The following is a 17,432-nucleotide window of genomic DNA, read 5'->3' as shown; positions in this document are numbered from 1 at the left end:
GGCCTTCATGGACCTTTCAACGATCGCGGTGTAGCATCGCGGCCGATGAAAGCCATTCTCAATCGCGATTTCCTCGCGCTGATCCTGAGCGTCGCGGTCGTCGGCCTCGGCACCGGCGCCACGCTGCCGCTCACTGCACTTGCACTGACCGAAGCCGGACACGGCACCAACGTCGTCGGCATGCTGACGGCCGCGCAGGCCCTCGGCGGCCTCGCGATCGTCCCGTTCGTCACCGCGCTCGCGCGGCATATCGGCGCGCGCCGCGCGATCGTCGTGTCGGTCGTGCTGCTCGCGGCCGCCACCGCGCTGATGCAGTTCACGTCGAACCTGGTCCTGTGGGGCGTGCTGCGCGTGCTGTGCGGCGCCGCGCTGATGCTGCTGTTCACGATCGGCGAGGCGTGGGTCAACCAGCTCGCCGACGATTCGACGCGCGGCCGCGTCGTCGCGATCTACGCGACCAATTTCACGCTGTTCCAGATGGCGGGCCCCGTGCTCGTCAGCCAGATCGCCGGCGCGACGAGCATCCGCTTCGCGCTGTGCGGCGCGCTGTTCCTGCTCGCGCTGCCAACGCTCGCGACGATCCGCCGTGCGCCGCTCGCCGGCGACGACGCGCATCACGACGCGCACGGCCGCTGGCTCGACGTGCTGCCGCGCATGCCCGCGCTGATCATCGGCACCGGCTTCTTCGCGCTGTTCGACACGCTCGCGCTGTCGCTGCTGCCGCTCTACGCGATGGATCACGGCGTCGCGAGCGCGACCGCCGTGCTGCTCGCGTCGATCATGCTGTTCGGCGATACCGCGATGCAGTTCCCGATCGGCTGGCTCGCGGACAAGCTCGGCCGCGAACGCGTGCATCTCGGCGCCGGCTGGATCGTGCTCGCGGGCCTGCCGCTGCTGCCGTTCGTGATCGCGAACCCGTGGCTGTGCTGGCCGCTGCTGTTCGTGCTCGGCGCGGCGGCCGGCAGCATCTATACGCTGTCGCTCGTCGCGTGCGGCGAACGTTTCCGCGGCGCGGCGCTCGTCACCGCGAGCTCGCTCGTGTCGGCGTCGTGGAGCGCCGCGAGCTTCGGCGGCCCGCTGGTTGCGGGCGCGTTGATGGAGCAACTGGGCAGCAACGCGCTGGTCGGCGTGCTGGTCGCCTGCGTCGCCGCGTTCGTCGCGGCCGCGTTGTGGGAACGACGCGCGGCGGTGCAACGCGCGGTCTGATGCAGATTGGCGTTGGCGTTGGCGTTGGCGTTGGCGTTGGCGTTGGCGTTGGCGTTGGCGTTGGCGCGCAACATCATGCATCGATACGCGTCGGCCCGCTCGCACCCATGCTCCGATAAACGAAAAACGGCCCGCGCAATGCGGACCGCCCCGTCATGCCGTACTAGCGTGGCCGGCCTGCGCGCGACTTCTCGCGCTGCGGTCCGTCAAGCACGCCGCGCCGGCAAAATCTTGCCTGCACACGTGCCGAAGCCGACGCGATAGCCGTCGCCCTGGCACCATCCCTTCAGCGTCAGCTCGTCGCCGTCCTCGATGAACGTGCGGCTGCCGCCGCCGTTCAGCGCGACCGGCTCCTTGCCGTTCCACGTCAGTTCGAGCAGGCTGCCGAACGAATCCTTGGTCGGCCCGCTGATCGTGCCCGAACCCATCAGGTCGCCCACGCGCGTGTTGCAGCCGGCCACCGTGTGATGCGCCAACTGCTGCGCCATTGTCCAGTACATGTGCTTGAAATTCGTGCGGCAGATCGACGTCGCTTCGGCCGCCCCCTCGGCGCGCAGCGTCACTTCGAGCGCGATGTCGAACGCATGCTTGCCCGCATGCCGCAGATACGCGAGCGGCTGCGGCGACTGCTCCGGCTGCGCGACGCGAAACGGTTCGAGCGCGTCGAGCGTGACGATCCACGGCGAGATCGTCGTCGCGAAGCCCTTCGAGTTGAACGGGCCGAGCGGCACGTACTCCCACTGCTGGATGTCGCGCGCGCTCCAGTCGTTCAGCAGCACCATCCCGAAGATATGCGCTTCCGCATCCTCGCACGCGATCGGCTCGCCGAGCGCATTGCCCTGGCCGACGATGAAGCCCGTCTCCAGTTCGATGTCGAGCTTGCGGCACGCGCCGAACACCGGGCGCTCCTGGTCGGGCAGCTTCAGTTGCCCGTTCGGGCGCCGCACCGGCGTGCCGCTCACGACCACCGACGACGCACGGCCGTTGTAGCCGATCGGCATTTCCGACCAGTTCGGCAACAGCGCATTCTTCGGATCGCGAAACATCGAGCCGACGTTGGTCGCGTGCTCCTTCGACGAATAGAAATCGGTGTAGCCGGGAATCTCGACCGGCAGATGCAGCGTCGCATCGCGCTGCGCGACGAGCACCTGCGCGCGCAGCACCGCATCGTCGCGCAGCCGCGCGTTGTCGCGCGAGAACAGGTTCGACAACTGCACGCGCACGCTGCGCCACGCGTCGCGGCCGAGTGCGATGAACGCGTTGAGCGTCGGCGCGGCGAGTGCATCGGCGCCGGCCGGCAGCGTCAGGAGGCCCGCACGCGCGAGCGCGGCGAGATCGACGATCCGGTCGCCCAGCGCGACGCCCGCACGGCGCGCCGGTTGCTTCGCATCGCTGAAGATCCCGAACGGCAGGTTCTGGATCGGGAAATCGCAGGCGGGATCGTTCGCCGTGTCGACCCAGCTCTTGCGAGCCGGGTCGAGCGTCGCGCGCCAGTCTTGGGTATCGCTCACTTTTGCTCCGGATTGAAGTGTTTCTTGATGCCTTGCCAGCATTCGAAGTAATCGGCCTGCAGCTGAGCGGTGTCGAGCGCGTAGCGCGTCGGCCGGATCAGCGTGCGGGTTTCGAACATGAACGCCATCGTCGCGTCGACCTTGTGCGGCTTCGTCGTATCGCTCGCGGACGCCTTCTCGAACGTGTCCGCATCGGGACCGTGGCCCGACATGCAGTTGTGCAGGCTCGCGCCGCCCGGCACGAAGCCCTCGGCCTTCGCGTCGTACGCGCCGTGCACGAGCCCCATGAACTCGCTCGCGACGTTGCGGTGGAACCACGGCGGGCGGAACGTATCCTCGGCCGCGAGCCAGCGCGGCGGGAAGATCACGAAGTCGATCGTGTCGACGCCCGGCGTGTCGCTCTGTGCCTGCAGCACGAGGAAGATCGACGGATCGGGATGGTCGAAGCTGATCGAGCCGATCGTGTTGAACAGGCGCAGGTCGTATTTATACGGTGCGTAGTTGCCGTGCCACGCGACGACGTCGAGCGGCGAATGGCCGATGTCCGCGCGCCAGAGGCGCCCGTTCAGCTTCGCGACGAGTTCGAACGCGCCTTCGCGATCCTCGTACGCGGCCTGCGGCGTGAGGAAGTCGCGCGGGTTCGCGAGCCCGTTCGAGCCGATCGGGCCGAGATCCGGCAGGCGCAGCAGCGCACCGAAGTTCTCGCAGATGTAGCCGCGCGCGTCGCCGTCCGGCAGCGCGACGGTAAAGCGCACGCCGCGCGGAATCACCGCGATCTCGAACGGCTCGACGTCGAGCCGGCCCAATTCGGTCGCGATGAACAGGCGCCCCTGCTGCGGCACGATCAGCAGTTCGCCGTCCGCGCTGTAGAAGAAGCGGTCCTGCATCGAGCGGTTCGCCGCATACAAGTGGATCGCGCAGCCGTTCATCGCGGCGGCCGAGCCGTTGCCGGCCATCGTGACCAGCCCGTCGACGAAATCGGTCGGCTCGACCGGCATCGGCAGCGGATCCCAGCGCAACTGGTTCGGCGGCGTCGGCGGCACGTCGGCCGAATCGCCGAATTCCGACACGAGCCGCTGCGGGCCCGCGTACGGCTCGAACGGCCGGTGCACGGCGGCCGGGCGAATCCGGTACAGCCACGCGCGGCGGTTGTGGCCGCGCGGCGCGGTAAACGCGGTGCCCGACAACTGCTCCGCGTACAGCCCGTACGGCGCGCGCTGCGGCGAGTTGCGCCCGTGCGGCAGCGCGCCGGGCAGCGCCTCGGTCGCGAATTCGTTCGCGAAACCGCTCAGGTAGCCGGCGGTCGCCGGTGTCGACAGGTCAAGCGTCATCGTTTCCTTTCTCCATCAATTCAGGGCCGCGTTCGGCGCCTGCGCGCCGCTGCGCCGCGTGACGCCCGCCAGGCCCAGCACGAACAGCGCCGAGCACAGCACGGGCACCGCGGCCGCGTGGAACAGCGCGCCGTTCGACCAGTTGAGCGCAATCAGTTGCCCGCCGACGAGCGGCCCGAGCACCGAGCCGATCCGGCCGATGCCGAGGCTCCAGCCGATGCCGGTCGAGCGCAGCGACGTCGGGTAATACTGGCCCGCGAGCGCGTTCACGGCCGGCTGCCCGCCGACGACGCAGAACCCGCCCGCGAACACGACGACCAGCAGCCACGGCAGTGCATGCGCGACCGAGCCGATCAGCCCCACCGACACGGCCGCGCACGCGAAGCACGCGAACAGCACGCGCACGAAACCGTGACGTTCGATGAACCAGCCGAGCGACAGCGTGCCGATCACGCCGCCCGTCTGCAGCACCGTGCCGACGATCACCGCCGTGCTCGGCGAATAGCCGGCGTCGCGCATCACGGTCGGCAGCCAGTTCGACAGGAAGTACAGGTCGATCAGGTTCATGAAGCTGATGGCCCACAGCAGCAGCGTGACCGGCAGGCGGCCGTGGCGGAACAGCTCGGCGACCGGCGCGCCGCTCGCGGCACGCTCGCGCACGACGAGCCGCGTATTCGCATCGATGCCGGCTTCCGGCGCGAATCGCGCGAGCCAGTCGCGCGCCTGCGCGACGCGCCCTTTCAGCACCAGGAACTGCAGCGACTCCGGCAGCCGCGCGAGCATCGCGATCGTCAGCACGAGCGGCACCGCACCGCCGACGAAGAACACCGAACGCCAGCCCAGCGCCGGAATCAGCGCCGCGCTGATGAAGCCGCCGACCGCCGCGCCGAGCGTGAAGCCGCACGACACGATCATCATCCGCTTCACGCGATGCGCGGCCGGGCTGAACTCGCCGACCAGCGCCATCGCGTTCGGCATGATGCAGCCGAGGCCGAGGCCGGTGACGAAGCGCAGCGCCATCAGCACGGGAATCGAGCTCGCGAACGGCGTCGCGAGCATCGTCGCCGCGAAGAACAGCGTCGAGCCGATCAGCACCGGGCGCCGGCCGATCCGGTCGGCCAGCACCGACAGCCCGAGCGCGCCGAGCAGCATCCCGAACAGGCTCGCGCTGAACACCGGCCCGAGCGCCTGCTTCGGCACGCCCCATTCGGCGATCACGCTGGGCGCGACGTAGCCCATCGCCTGCGCATCGAACCCGTCGATCACGAGGCATAGCCCGCACAGCATCAGCAGCATCCAGTGAAACCCCGGGCGATGGGTCTCGTCGATCACGCGCTCGACTTCGAGCACGCGCGCGTCGGCCGGCGCCGCGCTCATTGCGCGACCTCGGCGGCCGGATGCACGGGCGGCGTCACGCCCTGGCGCGCGAGCGCCATCGCTTCGCGCAGCACGTCGGCATCGCCGACCTGGTTCGCGAGCAACAGGATCAGCTTCGCGTTGACGAGCTGGCTGTCGGCCTCCGACAGGTCGCGATGCATGTCGATCAGCGCTTCGTAGAACGCGTCGGGGTCGGCCAGGCGCGGGCGGGTATCGAGTGGGGGCATGACGGTGTCTCCGGTGTCTTTCTTTGTCGTATCAGCGGGCGCAGGTCGCGCGCGCCAGTGCGTCGGCAATCGCCTGACGGTCGAGCGTGCGCGCGCGTGCGCAGACGTGCTGGTCGGGGCGCAACAGGTAGAACGTGCCGGGCTGCGCGTCGTAGCGCCGCGCGGCGAGCCCGTCGACGTCCTCCACGACGTCGACGCCGGCCACCGGCTGCGCGTGCCCGGCCGGCACGACGAGCACGGGACGCACCGGCAGCGCGAGAGCGCCGACGGCCTGCGCGAGCGCCGCCGCGTCGCCCGGCAAGCCGAACAGCACGCCGGTGAAGCCGCCGCGCAGATGCTGCAGCAGCCAGCCCGGCGCGCCCTGCACGCGCACCGGCGCATCGGCCGCCGCCGCGCCCGGCCGCATCGCGCAGGCGAATGCGTCGCCGGCGCGGTCCGGCGTGTTGAGCGGCGAATCGGCGAGCACGGCCGGCACCGACAGGCGCCCGCTGTTCACCAGCTTGCGCGCGAACTCGCAGTCGCGCGCGAGCTTCAGCGTCGCATCGCGGAACACACGCGACACCGCGCTCTTCGGCGTGATGAAGTCGGTCGAGCGCGTCGAGTGGCGGATGTTCTCGTCGGCCGCGAACTCGCGCTCGCTCGCATACGTATCGAGCAGGGCGTCGGCGGAATGGCCGTCGAGCACCAGCTTCAGCTTCCACGCGAGGTTGTCCGCGTCCTGCACGCCGCTGTTCGCGCCGCGCGCGCCGAACGGCGACACGCCGTGCGCGGAATCGCCCGCGAACAGCACGCGGCCGTGCCGGAACGCGTCCATCCGCTGGCAGCGGAACGTGTAGACGCTCACCCACTCGAGCTCGAACTCGACGTCCGGCCCGAGCAGCGCGCGCACGCGCGGGATCACGCGCTCCGGCTGCTTCTCGGCGACGGGATCGGCATCCCAGCCGAGCTGGAAGTCGATGCGCCACACGTTGTCGGGCTGGCGGTGCAGCAGCACCGACTGGTTGCGGTGAAACGGCGGATCGAACCAGAACCAGCGCTCGGTCGGAAACTCCGCCTTCATCTTCACGTCGGCGATCAGGAAGCGGTCCTTGAACGTGCGGCCGCGGCTTTCCAGACCCATCATCGTGCGCATCGGGCTGCGCGAGCCGTCGGCCGCGATCACGTACTGCGCGCGCAGCGTCGCGACACCGTCCGGCGTCTCGACCGTCAGCACCGCGTGTTCGGCCGACTGCTCGATACCCGTCACCTTGTGCTTCCAGCGGATGTCGATGTTCGGCAGCTCGAACGCGCGCTCGGCCAGATAGCCTTCAACGTAGTACTGCTGCAGGTTGATGAACGCGGGGCGCGCATGCCCTTCCTCGGGCAGCAGGTCGAACGCGTAAAGCTGCTCGTCCTGCAGGAACACCTTGCCGACGTGCCAGCTCACGCCCTTGTCGACGAAGCGCTCGCCGCAGCCGAGCCGGTCGAAGATCTCGAGCGTGCGCTTCGCGAAGCAGATCGCGCGCGAGCCGGTCGACAGCGTGTCGTCGTCGTCGAGCAGCACGACGGGTACGCCCTGCTGGGCGAGGTCGATCGCGGCCGCGAGGCCCACCGGGCCCGCGCCGACGACGATCACCGGGTGGACGGCCGCGTCGTGCGCGCGGGCGCGGTACTCGAACTTCAGCGTCTGGTAATCGATGCTCATGGTCGCCATCCGCTCCTCAACCGCGCCGTGCGCGCACCGCCGCGCCCGTCGTGCCGTCCGTCTCCTGCCGGTGCGCCTGCCCGCCTGTCCTGTCAACCGCCACGTCTCGCTCCTTGCTTCCCGTTGATTCGCGAACTGCGCCGTTTCGCGGCGCCCGCATGCCGCATTGCCGGATCGGCGACACATTCTGGATTTACGAATAGTAAAACCAATTACGAATAGTGAAATCAACGTAAACCCTAGGCATCGGCGCGGGGACGGGATAACCATATGAGTGAAACGCCGAGCCGAGCGCGGCGCGCACTGCTAATATCAAGTCAACGAGGCGGCCCTTTCGGCCGCCATTTTTCCTTCTCACGCCGATGATTCCGCCTACCATCCCCGAGCTGGTCGCCCGTGCCGGGCAACTGCCGTATCTGCGGGAACACCTCGCGCTTGCCGAGGGCGGCACCGCGTGCGCGAATCTGCCCGAGCGCACGCTCGCCAGCGCGTACGAGCCGATCTACGACGTGACGATGCCCGGCTCGCCGCAATCGACGTCGTTCGCCGATGCGATCGAGCGCTACGGCGACGAGCTCGGCTTCCAGGCCGTCACGCTCGTCACGGGCGCGCAGCACGATCCGGTCGACGCGGCCGTCGACGACCAGACGCTGGTCGCGATCGACCGCCTGTCGCGCGCGCTGCACGCGATCAATTTCTTCGGGGCGCAGCGCCATGGGCTGTTGTTCCTGCGCGTGCACGAGCGGCTGCTCAAGAGCGTGAAATACGACCACGGCAAGCATTTCTCGTCGGTGCTGCAGCGCTTCGGGCTGCCGCCCGAGCGGATCGTGATCGAGCTGCCGGCGGTCGCGGTCGCCCACAAGACGTTCCTCGGCTACCTGACGCGCAGCTACCAGCATCACGGGTTCAAGGTCGCGGACAAGCTGCCGGACCCGGGCCGCATCCTCGCGGTCGAATCGGACATGGCGCGCCCCGACTACATCAAGATGGATGCGGGCATCGCGTTGCGCGACGGGATGGTCAAGGCGCTCGTCGCCTACGCACAGCGCGTGCGGATTCCGCTGATCTTCGACGGCGTCGTCGACGAGACGCAGTGCGAGCTGCTGCGCCAGCACGACGTGCGGTTCATGCAGGGGCCGGTGTTCGCGAAGGTCGTGACGGCCTGAGCGATCGGCGGGGAAGGCGCGCGGCAGCGGCGCGCCGGACGGCGCACGCCGGTGTCGTGTCGCTTCGCGGATCGGGTTTCGGCACGCAGCGTGGCACGACGCCGGTCGGTTCCTGGTTCGTTCATGCAGCAAGGCCGGACGCGCTTGCGCGCGCTCGACGCCGGTGCCGCGGCGCCGATGTGCGCCTATTCTGGTCCGCCGTCGGCGTACTTCGGTAGATCGTCGTCGATCTCGATGCCGGGGAAACGATCCCCGTACCAGACATGCCACGCCGGACGCAGCCGCGACGGTTCGTCGAGCGTCGCGGAATTGATCTCGACCGTCTGCGGCGCGTCGGAGCGCCGGTATTCGAGTTGCGCGCCGCAACGGCCGCAGAAGCGCCGCTCGCCCCACGCACTCGATGCATAGACGGTCGGTTCGCCCTGCAGGTATTCGAATGCGCCGATCGGCACCGATGCCGACGCAACGACCGCCGCGCCGGTCGTGCGCTGGCAGAGCCGGCAGTGGCAAAAGCCCGCGTCGGCGGGAACGTCGGCGATACGGTAGCGGATCGCGCCGCACGCGCATCCGCCTTCCATCGGTTCGGCGTGCGCCATTGCAAACCTCGTCGTCGGGAAGCACGCGAACGATGATGAGCGCGGTTCTCCCGTCGCGCAATACGCGACGGCGGCGCGCCGCCTCCGCGCCCCACGCTTTACGCCTTACGCCGCCCCGGCGCGAACCAACCGGTTGCCGCGCAACGGCAACGCCCGCGCGCTTGCTCAGATCGTCGGCCCGAGCCGCTGCGCGAGCGCCTTCAGTCGCGGTCCGACCTGCGTGCGAAACACGTCCTCGTCCATCGACGACGCGGGGCCGCTGCAGCTCAGGATCAGCCAGCGCCCCTCGCGCGGCTCGCGAAACGGCACGGCCGCCGCGTTCACGTCCATGTGCCACGCGCGGAACGAATAGCAGCAACCGCCCGTCGAGAACTCGGCCACCGCGTGCTGCGCGGCCTCGACGAGCGCATCGGCGTCGGCCGCGCCGCCGGCCGCGCGGTGCAGTTCGGCATAGAGCGCGCGGCGCGCGTCCTCCGGCTGCACGGCCAGGTACGCGCGCCCCATCGAGCTCGTCAGCATCGACAGCCGCGAACCGGGCGCGAGCCCGAGCGTCAACGCGGTCTCGCTGCGGATCGTCTCCAGGTAGATCATGTCGAGCCCGTCGCGGCAGCCGAGCGACACCGCCGCGCCGATCTCGCGCGCCAGCGCCTGCATGTGCGGCCGCGCGAGATCGATCGTCCCCGAGCCCGACAGCAGCGCGTAGCCGAGCGACAGCACGCCGGCGTCCAGCGCATACTTTCCGAGCGTCTCGTCGTAGCGCAGATAGCCGAGCACCGTCAGCGTATAGGCGAGCCGGTTCACCGTCGCTTTCGGCAGGCCCGTGCGTTCCGCGAAATCGCGATTGCCCAGCATCGTCTCGCCGGGCCGGAAGGCGCGCAGCAGGTCGAGCCCGCGCGCGAGCGCGACGACGAACTTGCGCTCGTCGATCGGGGTGTCGTCGATGGTTGAAAGTGTCATCCGGTGCTACACTGAATTCGATTTGCAAAACATTGTTCCGCACAGCGGAACGCAAGTCAAGCGAACTTCACGCATCAGCCCGGAGCAAGCACCGAAGCGCCCCCTCTGCCCGATCGAAAAACACGGGGGCGGAGTCGACGCCGAGGCGCCCGCTCCGACCGACCGCAAAGCATGGGGCCGAGTCAGCGCCACTCGGGCCGACAGGAGATGAGACGATGAGTGCTGCAACTTTTCATTGGGACGATCCGCTGCTGCTCGACCAGCAACTGACCGAGGAAGAGCGAATGGTCCGCGATGCCGCGCAAGCGTACGCACAGGACAAGCTCGCGCCGCGCGTCACCGAAGCGTTCCGCCACGAACGCACCGACGCGGCCATCTTTCGCGAGATGGGCGAGGTCGGCCTGCTCGGCCCGACGATTCCCGAGGAATACGGCGGCCCCGGCCTCAACTACGTGAGCTACGGGTTGATCGCGCGCGAAGTCGAGCGTGTCGATTCGGGCTACCGGTCGATGATGTCCGTGCAGTCGTCGCTCGTGATGGTGCCGATCCACGAATTCGGCTCCGACGCGCAGAAGCAGAAATACCTGCCGAAGCTCGCGACCGGCGAATGGATCGGCTGCTTCGGTCTGACCGAGCCGGACCACGGCTCCGATCCGGGCAGCATGGTCACGCGCGCGAAGAAGGTGCCGGGCGGCTACTCGCTGTCCGGCGCGAAGATGTGGATCACCAACTCGCCGATCGCCGACGTGTTCGTCGTGTGGGCGAAGCTGGAAGAAAATGGCAAGGACGCGATCCGCGGCTTCATCCTCGAGAAGGGCTGGAAGGGCCTGTCGGCGCCGGCGATCCACGGCAAGGTCGGGCTGCGCGCATCGATCACCGGCGAGATCGTCCTCGACGAGGTGTTCGTGCCCGAAGAGAACCTGATGCCGAACGTGAGCGGCCTGCGCGGCCCGTTCACCTGCCTGAACTCGGCGCGCTACGGGATCGCGTGGGGCGCGCTCGGCGCCGCCGAGTCGTGCTGGCACACCGCGCGCCAGTACGTGCTCGACCGCCGGCAGTTCGGCCGGCCGCTCGCCGCGAACCAGTTGATTCAGAAGAAACTCGCCGACATGCAGACCGAAATCACGCTCGGCCTGCAAGGCGTGCTGCGCCTCGGCCGGATGAAGGACGAAGGCACGGCCGCCGTCGAAATCACGTCGATCATGAAGCGCAATTCGTGCGGCAAGGCGCTCGACATCGCCCGCCTCGCGCGCGACATGCTCGGCGGCAACGGCATCTCCGACGAATTCGGCGTCGCGCGCCACCTCGTGAACCTCGAGGTGGTCAACACGTACGAAGGTACGCACGACATCCACGCGCTGATCCTCGGCCGCGCGCAGACGGGTATCCAGGCATTCTTCTGACGATCCGGCCATGACGCCCGCGGCAGCGATGCCGCGCCCGCGCCCGCCGCCACGGAAAAGGCCCGCCCGGCATCGCTGCCGGGCGGGCCTTCGTCATCGGAGCCGCGGCTCCGGGCTGCCGCTGCTTACTTGTTCGGCTGCGGCGTCAGGCGCAGATACGGACGCACCGCGTTGAAGCCCTTCGGGAAGCGCTTCTTCAACTCTTCCGGATCCTGCAGCGACGGCACGATCACGACGTCGTCGCCGTCCTTCCAGTTGCCGGGCGTCGCGACCTTGTAATTGTCGGTCAGTTGCAACGAATCGATCACGCGCAGCACTTCGTCGAAGTTGCGCCCCGTGCTGGCCGGATAGGTGATCGTGAGCCGCACCTTCTTGTTCGGGTCGATCACGAACAGCGAACGCACAGTCAGCGTTTCGTTCGCGTTCGGGTGAATCATGTCGTACAGCTGCGATACCTTGCGATCCGCGTCGGCGATGATCGGGAAGCCCACGACCGTCGACTGCGTTTCGTTGATGTCGTTGATCCAGCCCTTGTGCGATTCGACGCCGTCGACCGACAGCGCGATCACCTTCACGTTGCGCTTCTCGAATTCGCCCTTCAGCTTCGAGGTCAGCCCGAGTTCGGTCGTGCACACCGGCGTGTAGTCGGCCGGATGGGAGAACAGGACACCCCAGCTGTTGCCGAGCCACTCGTGAAACTTGATGGTGCCCAGGCTCGATTCCTGCTCGAAATCCGGTGCGATGTCGCCAAGACGCAGACTCATGATGTTCCCTCCTCGAACGATGCTGGTTGAAACCGCGCGCCGGACAGCGCGGGGCAGTCCATCAGCTTACGGGAAGCAATGGGCCGTGCGAACGATTATTCCGTTTGATATTCATACTTTTTTGTCATTTTTACCCGGCGTCGTCGCAGGGCGGAGGGCCGCGAGGGAAACTTTTCAATCCTTTGTGGCTCTGTTCATGATTACAAGTCGTTTACCATGCAGTCTTGCGCTGCCGCCGTGTGTCTTCCCGGCTCGCCAGCAGGCAGGGGTTTCGCTACGATGTGAACCTGCAGCATGACAGCACGAAGGGAGTTGCAATGTCGGAAATCAACAAGGAGAAACTGATGTCGGATATCAAAACCGTTCTCTCGGACGCCGAAGACCTGCTCAAGCAAGCGGCGAGCAGCACGGGCGACCGTGCGGCCGAGCTGCGCGAGAAGGCCATGTCTCGCCTGAAGCAGGCCAAGGAAAAGGCGGCCGACGTCCAGGTCGTGGTGGTCGAGAAAGGCAAGAAGGCCGCGCGCGCGACCGACGACTACGTGCACGAGCATCCGTGGACGTCGATCGGCGTGGCCGCCGGCGTCGGCGTGCTGATCGGCCTGCTGATCAACCGCAAGTAACGCGCTTGGCGCCGTTTCGTCCCGCAGGCCGCGTCGCGCGGCCCGCGGGCGTCGAAGCCAGCCGGCTGCGCCGGCCGGCTTTGTCCTAGCTGCTCACTGCACGCGCAAGTCCCTCATCCATGACGACAGACACCCCCTCGCAGCCGTCCGGTCAAGGACCGCTGCGCCGCCTCGTCGGCTCCGCCATCGGCCTTCTGCAGACGCGCCTCGAACTGGTGGGCATCGAGCTCGCCGAGGAGAAGGAGCGCCTGATGGGCGTGCTGTTCCTCGGACTCGCCGCGATGATGCTCGCGACGATGGCGCTCATCAGCCTGACCGTGCTGGTCGCGATCGCGTTCTGGGATACCTACCGCTGGCAGGCGCTCGCCGCGATCACCGCGCTGTATGCCGTTGGCGGCATCGTGTGCGCGCTGAAGGCCCGCTCGGGCCTGCGCGACGCGCCGACCGTATTCGAGGCGACGCTCGCCGAACTCGAGAAAGACCGCGACCTGTTCCGCGGCAAGTCGTGAACGCCCTCGCGCTCATCCCTCCCACCTATCTCGCCGACGCGCCATGAGCCAGAACATCACGGGCAATTCATCCCGCTCCCATTCGTCGCGATCGAACTGGAGCGCATCGCAGCACCGCGCGCTCCGCAAGGAACTGCTGATCCTGCGATCCGAAGTCGAGCGGCTCGAACTCGCGGAAGCCGCCGCCGAAATGCGTCAGGCCGTCACGCGCTTCAGCTGGCTCAAGGTGTTCATCCCCGGCCTGTCCTCCCACAAGTTCGGCCAGTCGGCGAAGAACCTGAACGCAAGCCTCGGTCAGCTCGTCAACCAGTATCCGATGCTGAGCTCGCTCGCGTCGCTCGTGCTGGCGAAACCCGTTCGCTCGCTGCTGCGCGCGAGTGCGGGCCCCGCGTTGAAGTGGGGCACGCTCGGCTTCGCCGCGTGGGAGGTCTACCGGATCTGGAAGCAGTCCCGCGACGAGCGCGGGCTCGACGCACACGACGACTGACCGTCGCATCCCCGCGCGCACGGCCGCAGCCGCTGCGCGCCTTCCTTGCGAACTCAGCGCCCGCCCCAGCAGGCCGCGCCGGGTTCGTCGGCGCCGTCGTTTCCTGCATTGCCCTTCGTCCCGTCCGAGCGCAGCGTGAACGTGCCGCATGCATCGTCGCGCATCGGGCCGGTGTCGAGCGGCGTCGCTGCCAGTTCATAGCTCACCGGCGAACCGTCGCCGTCCGGCCGCCCGAGCGTCAATCGATACACGGCATGCCCGTCCGGCGGCGCGTGCGCGAGCGCATCCGGCAATGCCGCAGGCGGCGCACCGTCCAGCGTTTCGAGATATTGGGCCGCACGGTACAGCGTGTTCACCGCCGACGCGCGGTGAACACGCGCGACATGCTCGCGATACGACGGAATTCCCCACCCGGCCAGCACCGCGACGATCGCAAGCACGATCATCAGTTCGATCAGCGTGAATCCCGCCGCTCGGCACATCGACAGGCGGCCGTTCATCGAAGCACCGCCGCGACACGACGCCAGCGCAGCACGACGATGTGGCCGTCCCGTATCGCGACCTGGTGTTGCAGCCACACGGCGCTCGACGCGTGCGCACCGACGCCGCGCGCGGTGATCAGGTAAGCGCGCTCGCCGGCCTGCCCTGCCGGACGCCGCCACGCCTCGATCAAGCATCGCGGCGGTTGCGCCGCCGTCGGCCAACCGGCGAATGGCGCGAATGCTTCGACCGCCGCCAGCGGCGGTATGCGTCGCCATGCGACGGGTTCCGCATGCGATTCGCTTTCGTTCACATACGGCGCCGAGCCGCGCAGCAATCGCGAGGTGCACGCGGCAAGCGCGGCATCGGCCGCGTGGAAGGCGATCAGCCGATCCGACAACGCGCGGGTGCGGCGCGACTCCGTCAATGCCGCGTCGAACCACGTGCCGGTCAGTGCCGCGATCGCTGCGCCGACCGCGATCACCGCGGGCAACGCAAGACCCGCGTCGCGACGCCAGGCGCGGCGGGTCGAGCGCAAACACATGTGCGGCTCGCGCGGGCTCGCCGCCGAACGGCCCGCGCATGCTCTCTGCTGCCGGTCGCCGCCGCGCGCGACCGTGCGCTCATGCGCGTGGCTTGGGTCAACGCATCGGGAGAGGGTGTCCCGCGCGTACTGCGCTGCTCCGCTCATCGCGCCACCCCGCTTGCTCGCGTTGCATCATGCAACGCAACGTCGGATGGAAGCGCGACGTTCCGCAACGCGACGATTCGATCCAGCGTCAAACGTGCACGGCCGTCCGGCGCCAAGGTGGCGCGGCCGTCGCAGTCGACATGCCGCGTCGGTTCGCGCATCGACTCGCCGCGCGCCTGCACGCAGACATGCACGGCCACGACCTCGCGCCAGTCGTCGGCACGCATCGCATCGGCGTCGACAAACTGCGTGGCGCCGCGACGCAGATAGCGCATGCGCAAGTGGTCGATGCCCGCCACGACGGGCTGCGGCGTACCCGGCCGGCCGCTTCCTTCGCAATACAGTTCGGGCTCGCCCGTCGACGGACTGATATGCGCGTCGAAGCGATTCTCCACCGCCGCCGGTTCGCCCGGCGCGCCGACACCCTGCCCGAGGCAATCCGTCGCCTGACCGCTCACCGTCGTCCACGTCGATACGGCATCGCCGACATACCGGATCAGCAACGCGTCCGATGACAGGCGCGACGGCTCGCAGCGCACCTGTGCGCCGCTCCCCCGCACGCGCGCCGCCGAACACCCGAACACCGGCGGCAACGACGATGCCACTTCGGCATCGAGCGGGCGGAATCCTGCCATCTGGAGCTGCTGACCGATCAGCATCAGCGCGGTAGTGGCCGCGTCGCGCATCCTGAACCCGTCTTCCGCGCGGCGTTGCGCAATGCGCTGCGCGTGGTACAGCGCACCGGCCGCCGCGAGCACGAGAAGCCCGACGGTCATCGCGATCAGCACTTCGAGCAGCGTATTCCCACGCGTACGGCGATCAGCGTTCATCGCCTGCCCGCTCGCGAAACGGCATCCGGACACACGATGGCGGTCGCGTCGACGTTCCCGCCGCGTCGCAGCGCGGCGGCGCGCTTCCATTGCCGCCACGCCAGCGGACAATCGCATAGCGGACGCCGCCCGGCCCACCGGCGAGTGTCATCGCGCCATCCGGCAACGACGCCGCCGCCAGCGCCGCGAGGCCGTCGTCGGCCGCGGCCGCAGCATGCAAGCGCTCGATACGCGCGTCGGCCAGCCACAGCGCGCGTTCGCGCCAGATCGTCGCGCGCTGCGCACGCGCCATCGCGAGCTGGCTGCCGGCGACTGCCAGCATGACGGTGGCGAGCAGCGCGATGGCCAGCGTCGCCTCGATCAACGACGTACCGCGCATGGCATCGCGCATGGCGATCACGCCGCGTCACAACGGCCGGCGACCACTCGCGCGCGGCCGCCTGCCGCAATCCGCACGCAACGCGACGCGTGCGCATCGTCGGCGCCGGACACACTGCGCCGCGGACGCACCTCGAAGCGCCGGATTCCGCCGATCGACTGTCCGACCGGCGACGCAAACGCAAGCTCATGTGCGGCGCCCGAAACGGCCACTTCCGCATCGCGCGGGTAGCGTCGCAGCACACGCGATTGCCCGTCGACCAGCCCGCTGACGAGCCAGTCGCACGACCATTCGGCCGGTTCGCATCGCTCGCCGGCGCGCAGACAGACACCGTCGCGCCCGGCACGGCACAGCGTGACGCGCGCGCCGAGACGCGTTGCCTCGGCACGCGCAAACGACAGCGCACCGAGCAGCGCACGCGAGCGGGCATCCACTCTTTCGCGCATGCGCCACTGGTCGAACGTGGGGACCGCATAGAGCGCGAGCCCCGCCGCCAGCGACATGGCGACCATCAGCTCGACGAGCGTGAATCCGCCCGGCCGTTGCACCACATTCTTCAAGGATTGGGCGCCCAGTTCCATCGCAATCGTCCTCCGCCACGGTGATGCGACGACTGTAGCGGCGCGTGCGGACGCGCGCCATTGGCCGAACGGCCGACTGGCGACATGCGATCGCAGCCGACACAATCGGCGCGAATCGAACCAACGGAGCAGACGATGAACGAACGCAGCGCGTCAGCGCTTACGTGGGGTCTTGGCGGGAGAGGTGCGACGGAACTCTTCGATCACGTCGGCAAATTCGGAAACGTCCTCGAACTGGCGATACACCGATGCGAAGCGCACATAGGCGATCGTATCGAGGCCGCGCAACTCGTTCATCACGAGTTCGCCCAGCTTCTCGCTACGCACTTCGCGCTCGCCAGTCGCGAGCAGTTGATATTCGATACGGGCGACCGCCGCATCGATCGCGTCGGCGGCAACCGGCCGCTTGCGCAGCGCGAGTTGCATGCTGGCGACGATCTTGCGACGGTCGAATTCCGTGCGGCTGCCGTCCTTCTTCACGACGAACGGCAGGGACAACTCGACCCGCTCGTACGTCGTGAAACGCTTGTCGCAAGCCGAGCAGCGACGGCGCCGCCGAATCGCGGCGCCATCCTCGGACACGCGCGAGTCAACGACCTGCGTGTCGTCATGCCGGCAGAACGGGCAGCGCAT

20 protein-coding genes are annotated in these 17,432 nt (G+C 68.5%); 6 read left to right on the top strand and 14 right to left on the bottom strand.

The genetic code is table 11. From position 1 onward, the window contains the following. Nucleotides 1-45 precede the first annotated feature (45 nt). Nucleotides 46-1,206 (top strand): MFS transporter, encoded by a 1,161-nt coding sequence (locus WS96_RS19575; RefSeq protein WP_059834678.1) that lies wholly within the window; start codon nucleotides 46-48, stop codon nucleotides 1,204-1,206. A gap of 206 nt (nucleotides 1,207-1,412) precedes the next feature. Here the strand turns inward: WS96_RS19575 and fahA are convergent, their stop codons facing one another. The 5 genes from fahA to WS96_RS19550 are packed head-to-tail and all read right to left on the bottom strand — an operon-like array spanning nucleotide 1,413 to nucleotide 7,336. After that, nucleotides 1,413-2,717 (bottom strand): fumarylacetoacetase, encoded by a 1,305-nt coding sequence (gene fahA / locus WS96_RS19570; RefSeq protein WP_059834676.1) that lies wholly within the window; start codon nucleotides 2,715-2,717, stop codon nucleotides 1,413-1,415. Further along, complete coding sequence (hmgA, locus tag WS96_RS19565) at nucleotides 2,714-4,048, bottom strand: homogentisate 1,2-dioxygenase (protein ID WP_059834674.1); 1,335 nt, start codon at nucleotides 4,046-4,048, stop codon at nucleotides 2,714-2,716. Before hmgA ends, fahA begins: the two co-directional genes overlap by 4 nt. Before the next feature lie 15 nt (nucleotides 4,049-4,063). Continuing rightward, a complete protein-coding gene (locus WS96_RS19560) occupies nucleotides 4,064-5,425 on the bottom strand; it encodes an MFS transporter (protein ID WP_059834672.1) in 1,362 nt (453 codons plus the stop codon). Further along, entirely contained in the window at nucleotides 5,422-5,652 is a 231-nt protein-coding gene (locus WS96_RS19555; protein ID WP_059834670.1) for a DUF2783 domain-containing protein, read from the bottom strand. Before WS96_RS19555 ends, WS96_RS19560 begins: the two co-directional genes overlap by 4 nt. Before the next feature lie 31 nt (nucleotides 5,653-5,683). Further along, nucleotides 5,684-7,336 (bottom strand): FAD-dependent oxidoreductase, encoded by a 1,653-nt coding sequence (locus tag WS96_RS19550; RefSeq protein WP_059834743.1) that lies wholly within the window; start codon nucleotides 7,334-7,336, stop codon nucleotides 5,684-5,686. 362 nt (nucleotides 7,337-7,698) lie between these two features. Here WS96_RS19550 and WS96_RS19545 point away from each other — a divergent pair, with 362 nt between their 5' ends. Beyond that, a complete protein-coding gene (locus tag WS96_RS19545; RefSeq protein ID WP_034206532.1) occupies nucleotides 7,699-8,502 on the top strand; it encodes an EAL domain-containing protein in 804 nt (267 codons plus the stop codon). 185 nt (nucleotides 8,503-8,687) lie between these two features. Here WS96_RS19545 and WS96_RS19540 read toward each other — a convergent pair whose 3' ends face one another. Then, the gene (locus WS96_RS19540; RefSeq protein ID WP_059834668.1) at nucleotides 8,688-9,098 is read right to left on the bottom strand and encodes a GFA family protein; all 411 of its coding nucleotides are present in this window, start codon (nucleotides 9,096-9,098) and stop codon (nucleotides 8,688-8,690) included. A 165-nt stretch (nucleotides 9,099-9,263) separates the two neighbouring features. After that, a complete protein-coding gene (locus WS96_RS19535) occupies nucleotides 9,264-10,055 on the bottom strand; it encodes an IclR family transcriptional regulator (protein WP_059834666.1) in 792 nt (263 codons plus the stop codon). Between the two features lie 215 nt (nucleotides 10,056-10,270). Here WS96_RS19535 and WS96_RS19530 point away from each other — a divergent pair, with 215 nt between their 5' ends. Further along, nucleotides 10,271-11,458, top strand: a complete 1,188-nt coding sequence (locus WS96_RS19530; RefSeq protein ID WP_059834664.1) for an acyl-CoA dehydrogenase — start codon at nucleotides 10,271-10,273, stop codon at nucleotides 11,456-11,458. Nucleotides 11,459-11,583: 125 nt separating this feature from the next. Here the strand turns inward: WS96_RS19530 and WS96_RS19525 are convergent, their stop codons facing one another. Beyond that, nucleotides 11,584-12,222, bottom strand: a complete 639-nt coding sequence (locus tag WS96_RS19525; protein ID WP_006476788.1) for a peroxiredoxin — start codon at nucleotides 12,220-12,222, stop codon at nucleotides 11,584-11,586. 317 nt (nucleotides 12,223-12,539) lie between these two features. On the opposite strand from WS96_RS19525, the gene WS96_RS19520 reads away from it, so the two are divergent. From WS96_RS19520 to WS96_RS19510, 3 genes are all read left to right on the top strand, one after another. Next, the gene (locus WS96_RS19520; protein ID WP_006494044.1) at nucleotides 12,540-12,842 is read left to right on the top strand and encodes a DUF883 family protein; all 303 of its coding nucleotides are present in this window, start codon (nucleotides 12,540-12,542) and stop codon (nucleotides 12,840-12,842) included. 119 nt (nucleotides 12,843-12,961) lie between these two features. Then, nucleotides 12,962-13,351 (top strand): phage holin family protein, encoded by a 390-nt coding sequence (locus WS96_RS19515; RefSeq protein WP_059501079.1) that lies wholly within the window; start codon nucleotides 12,962-12,964, stop codon nucleotides 13,349-13,351. A gap of 43 nt (nucleotides 13,352-13,394) precedes the next feature. Continuing rightward, entirely contained in the window at nucleotides 13,395-13,838 is a 444-nt protein-coding gene (locus WS96_RS19510) for a DUF3318 domain-containing protein (RefSeq protein WP_034206527.1), read from the top strand. 53 nt (nucleotides 13,839-13,891) lie between these two features. Here the strand turns inward: WS96_RS19510 and WS96_RS19505 are convergent, their stop codons facing one another. From WS96_RS19505 to nrdR, 6 genes are all read right to left on the bottom strand, one after another. Beyond that, entirely contained in the window at nucleotides 13,892-14,338 is a 447-nt protein-coding gene (locus WS96_RS19505; protein WP_059834662.1) for a type IV pilin protein, read from the bottom strand. Continuing rightward, nucleotides 14,335-14,799, bottom strand: coding sequence for a pilus assembly protein (locus WS96_RS19500; RefSeq protein ID WP_059834741.1), 465 nt, complete (start codon nucleotides 14,797-14,799; stop codon nucleotides 14,335-14,337). Before WS96_RS19500 ends, WS96_RS19505 begins: the two co-directional genes overlap by 4 nt. Before the next feature lie 206 nt (nucleotides 14,800-15,005). Further along, complete coding sequence (locus WS96_RS19495; RefSeq protein ID WP_059834660.1) at nucleotides 15,006-15,839, bottom strand: type IV pilus assembly protein; 834 nt, start codon at nucleotides 15,837-15,839, stop codon at nucleotides 15,006-15,008. After that, complete coding sequence (locus WS96_RS19490; protein WP_080747735.1) at nucleotides 15,829-16,230, bottom strand: type IV pilus modification PilV family protein; 402 nt, start codon at nucleotides 16,228-16,230, stop codon at nucleotides 15,829-15,831. Before WS96_RS19490 ends, WS96_RS19495 begins: the two co-directional genes overlap by 11 nt. A 5-nt stretch (nucleotides 16,231-16,235) precedes the next feature. Then, nucleotides 16,236-16,799, bottom strand: a complete 564-nt coding sequence (locus WS96_RS19485) for a GspH/FimT family pseudopilin (RefSeq protein WP_059834658.1) — start codon at nucleotides 16,797-16,799, stop codon at nucleotides 16,236-16,238. Between the two features lie 153 nt (nucleotides 16,800-16,952). Continuing rightward, entirely contained in the window at nucleotides 16,953-17,432 is a 480-nt protein-coding gene (nrdR, locus tag WS96_RS19480; RefSeq protein ID WP_034206522.1) for a transcriptional regulator NrdR, read from the bottom strand.

It is taken from the genome of Burkholderia sp. MSMB1835 (assembly GCF_001526365.1).
Lineage (GTDB): Bacteria > Pseudomonadota > Gammaproteobacteria > Burkholderiales > Burkholderiaceae > Burkholderia.
The sequence above is the reverse complement of the archived record's forward strand: the minus strand, read 5'-3'. Positions and strand labels throughout refer to the sequence as shown.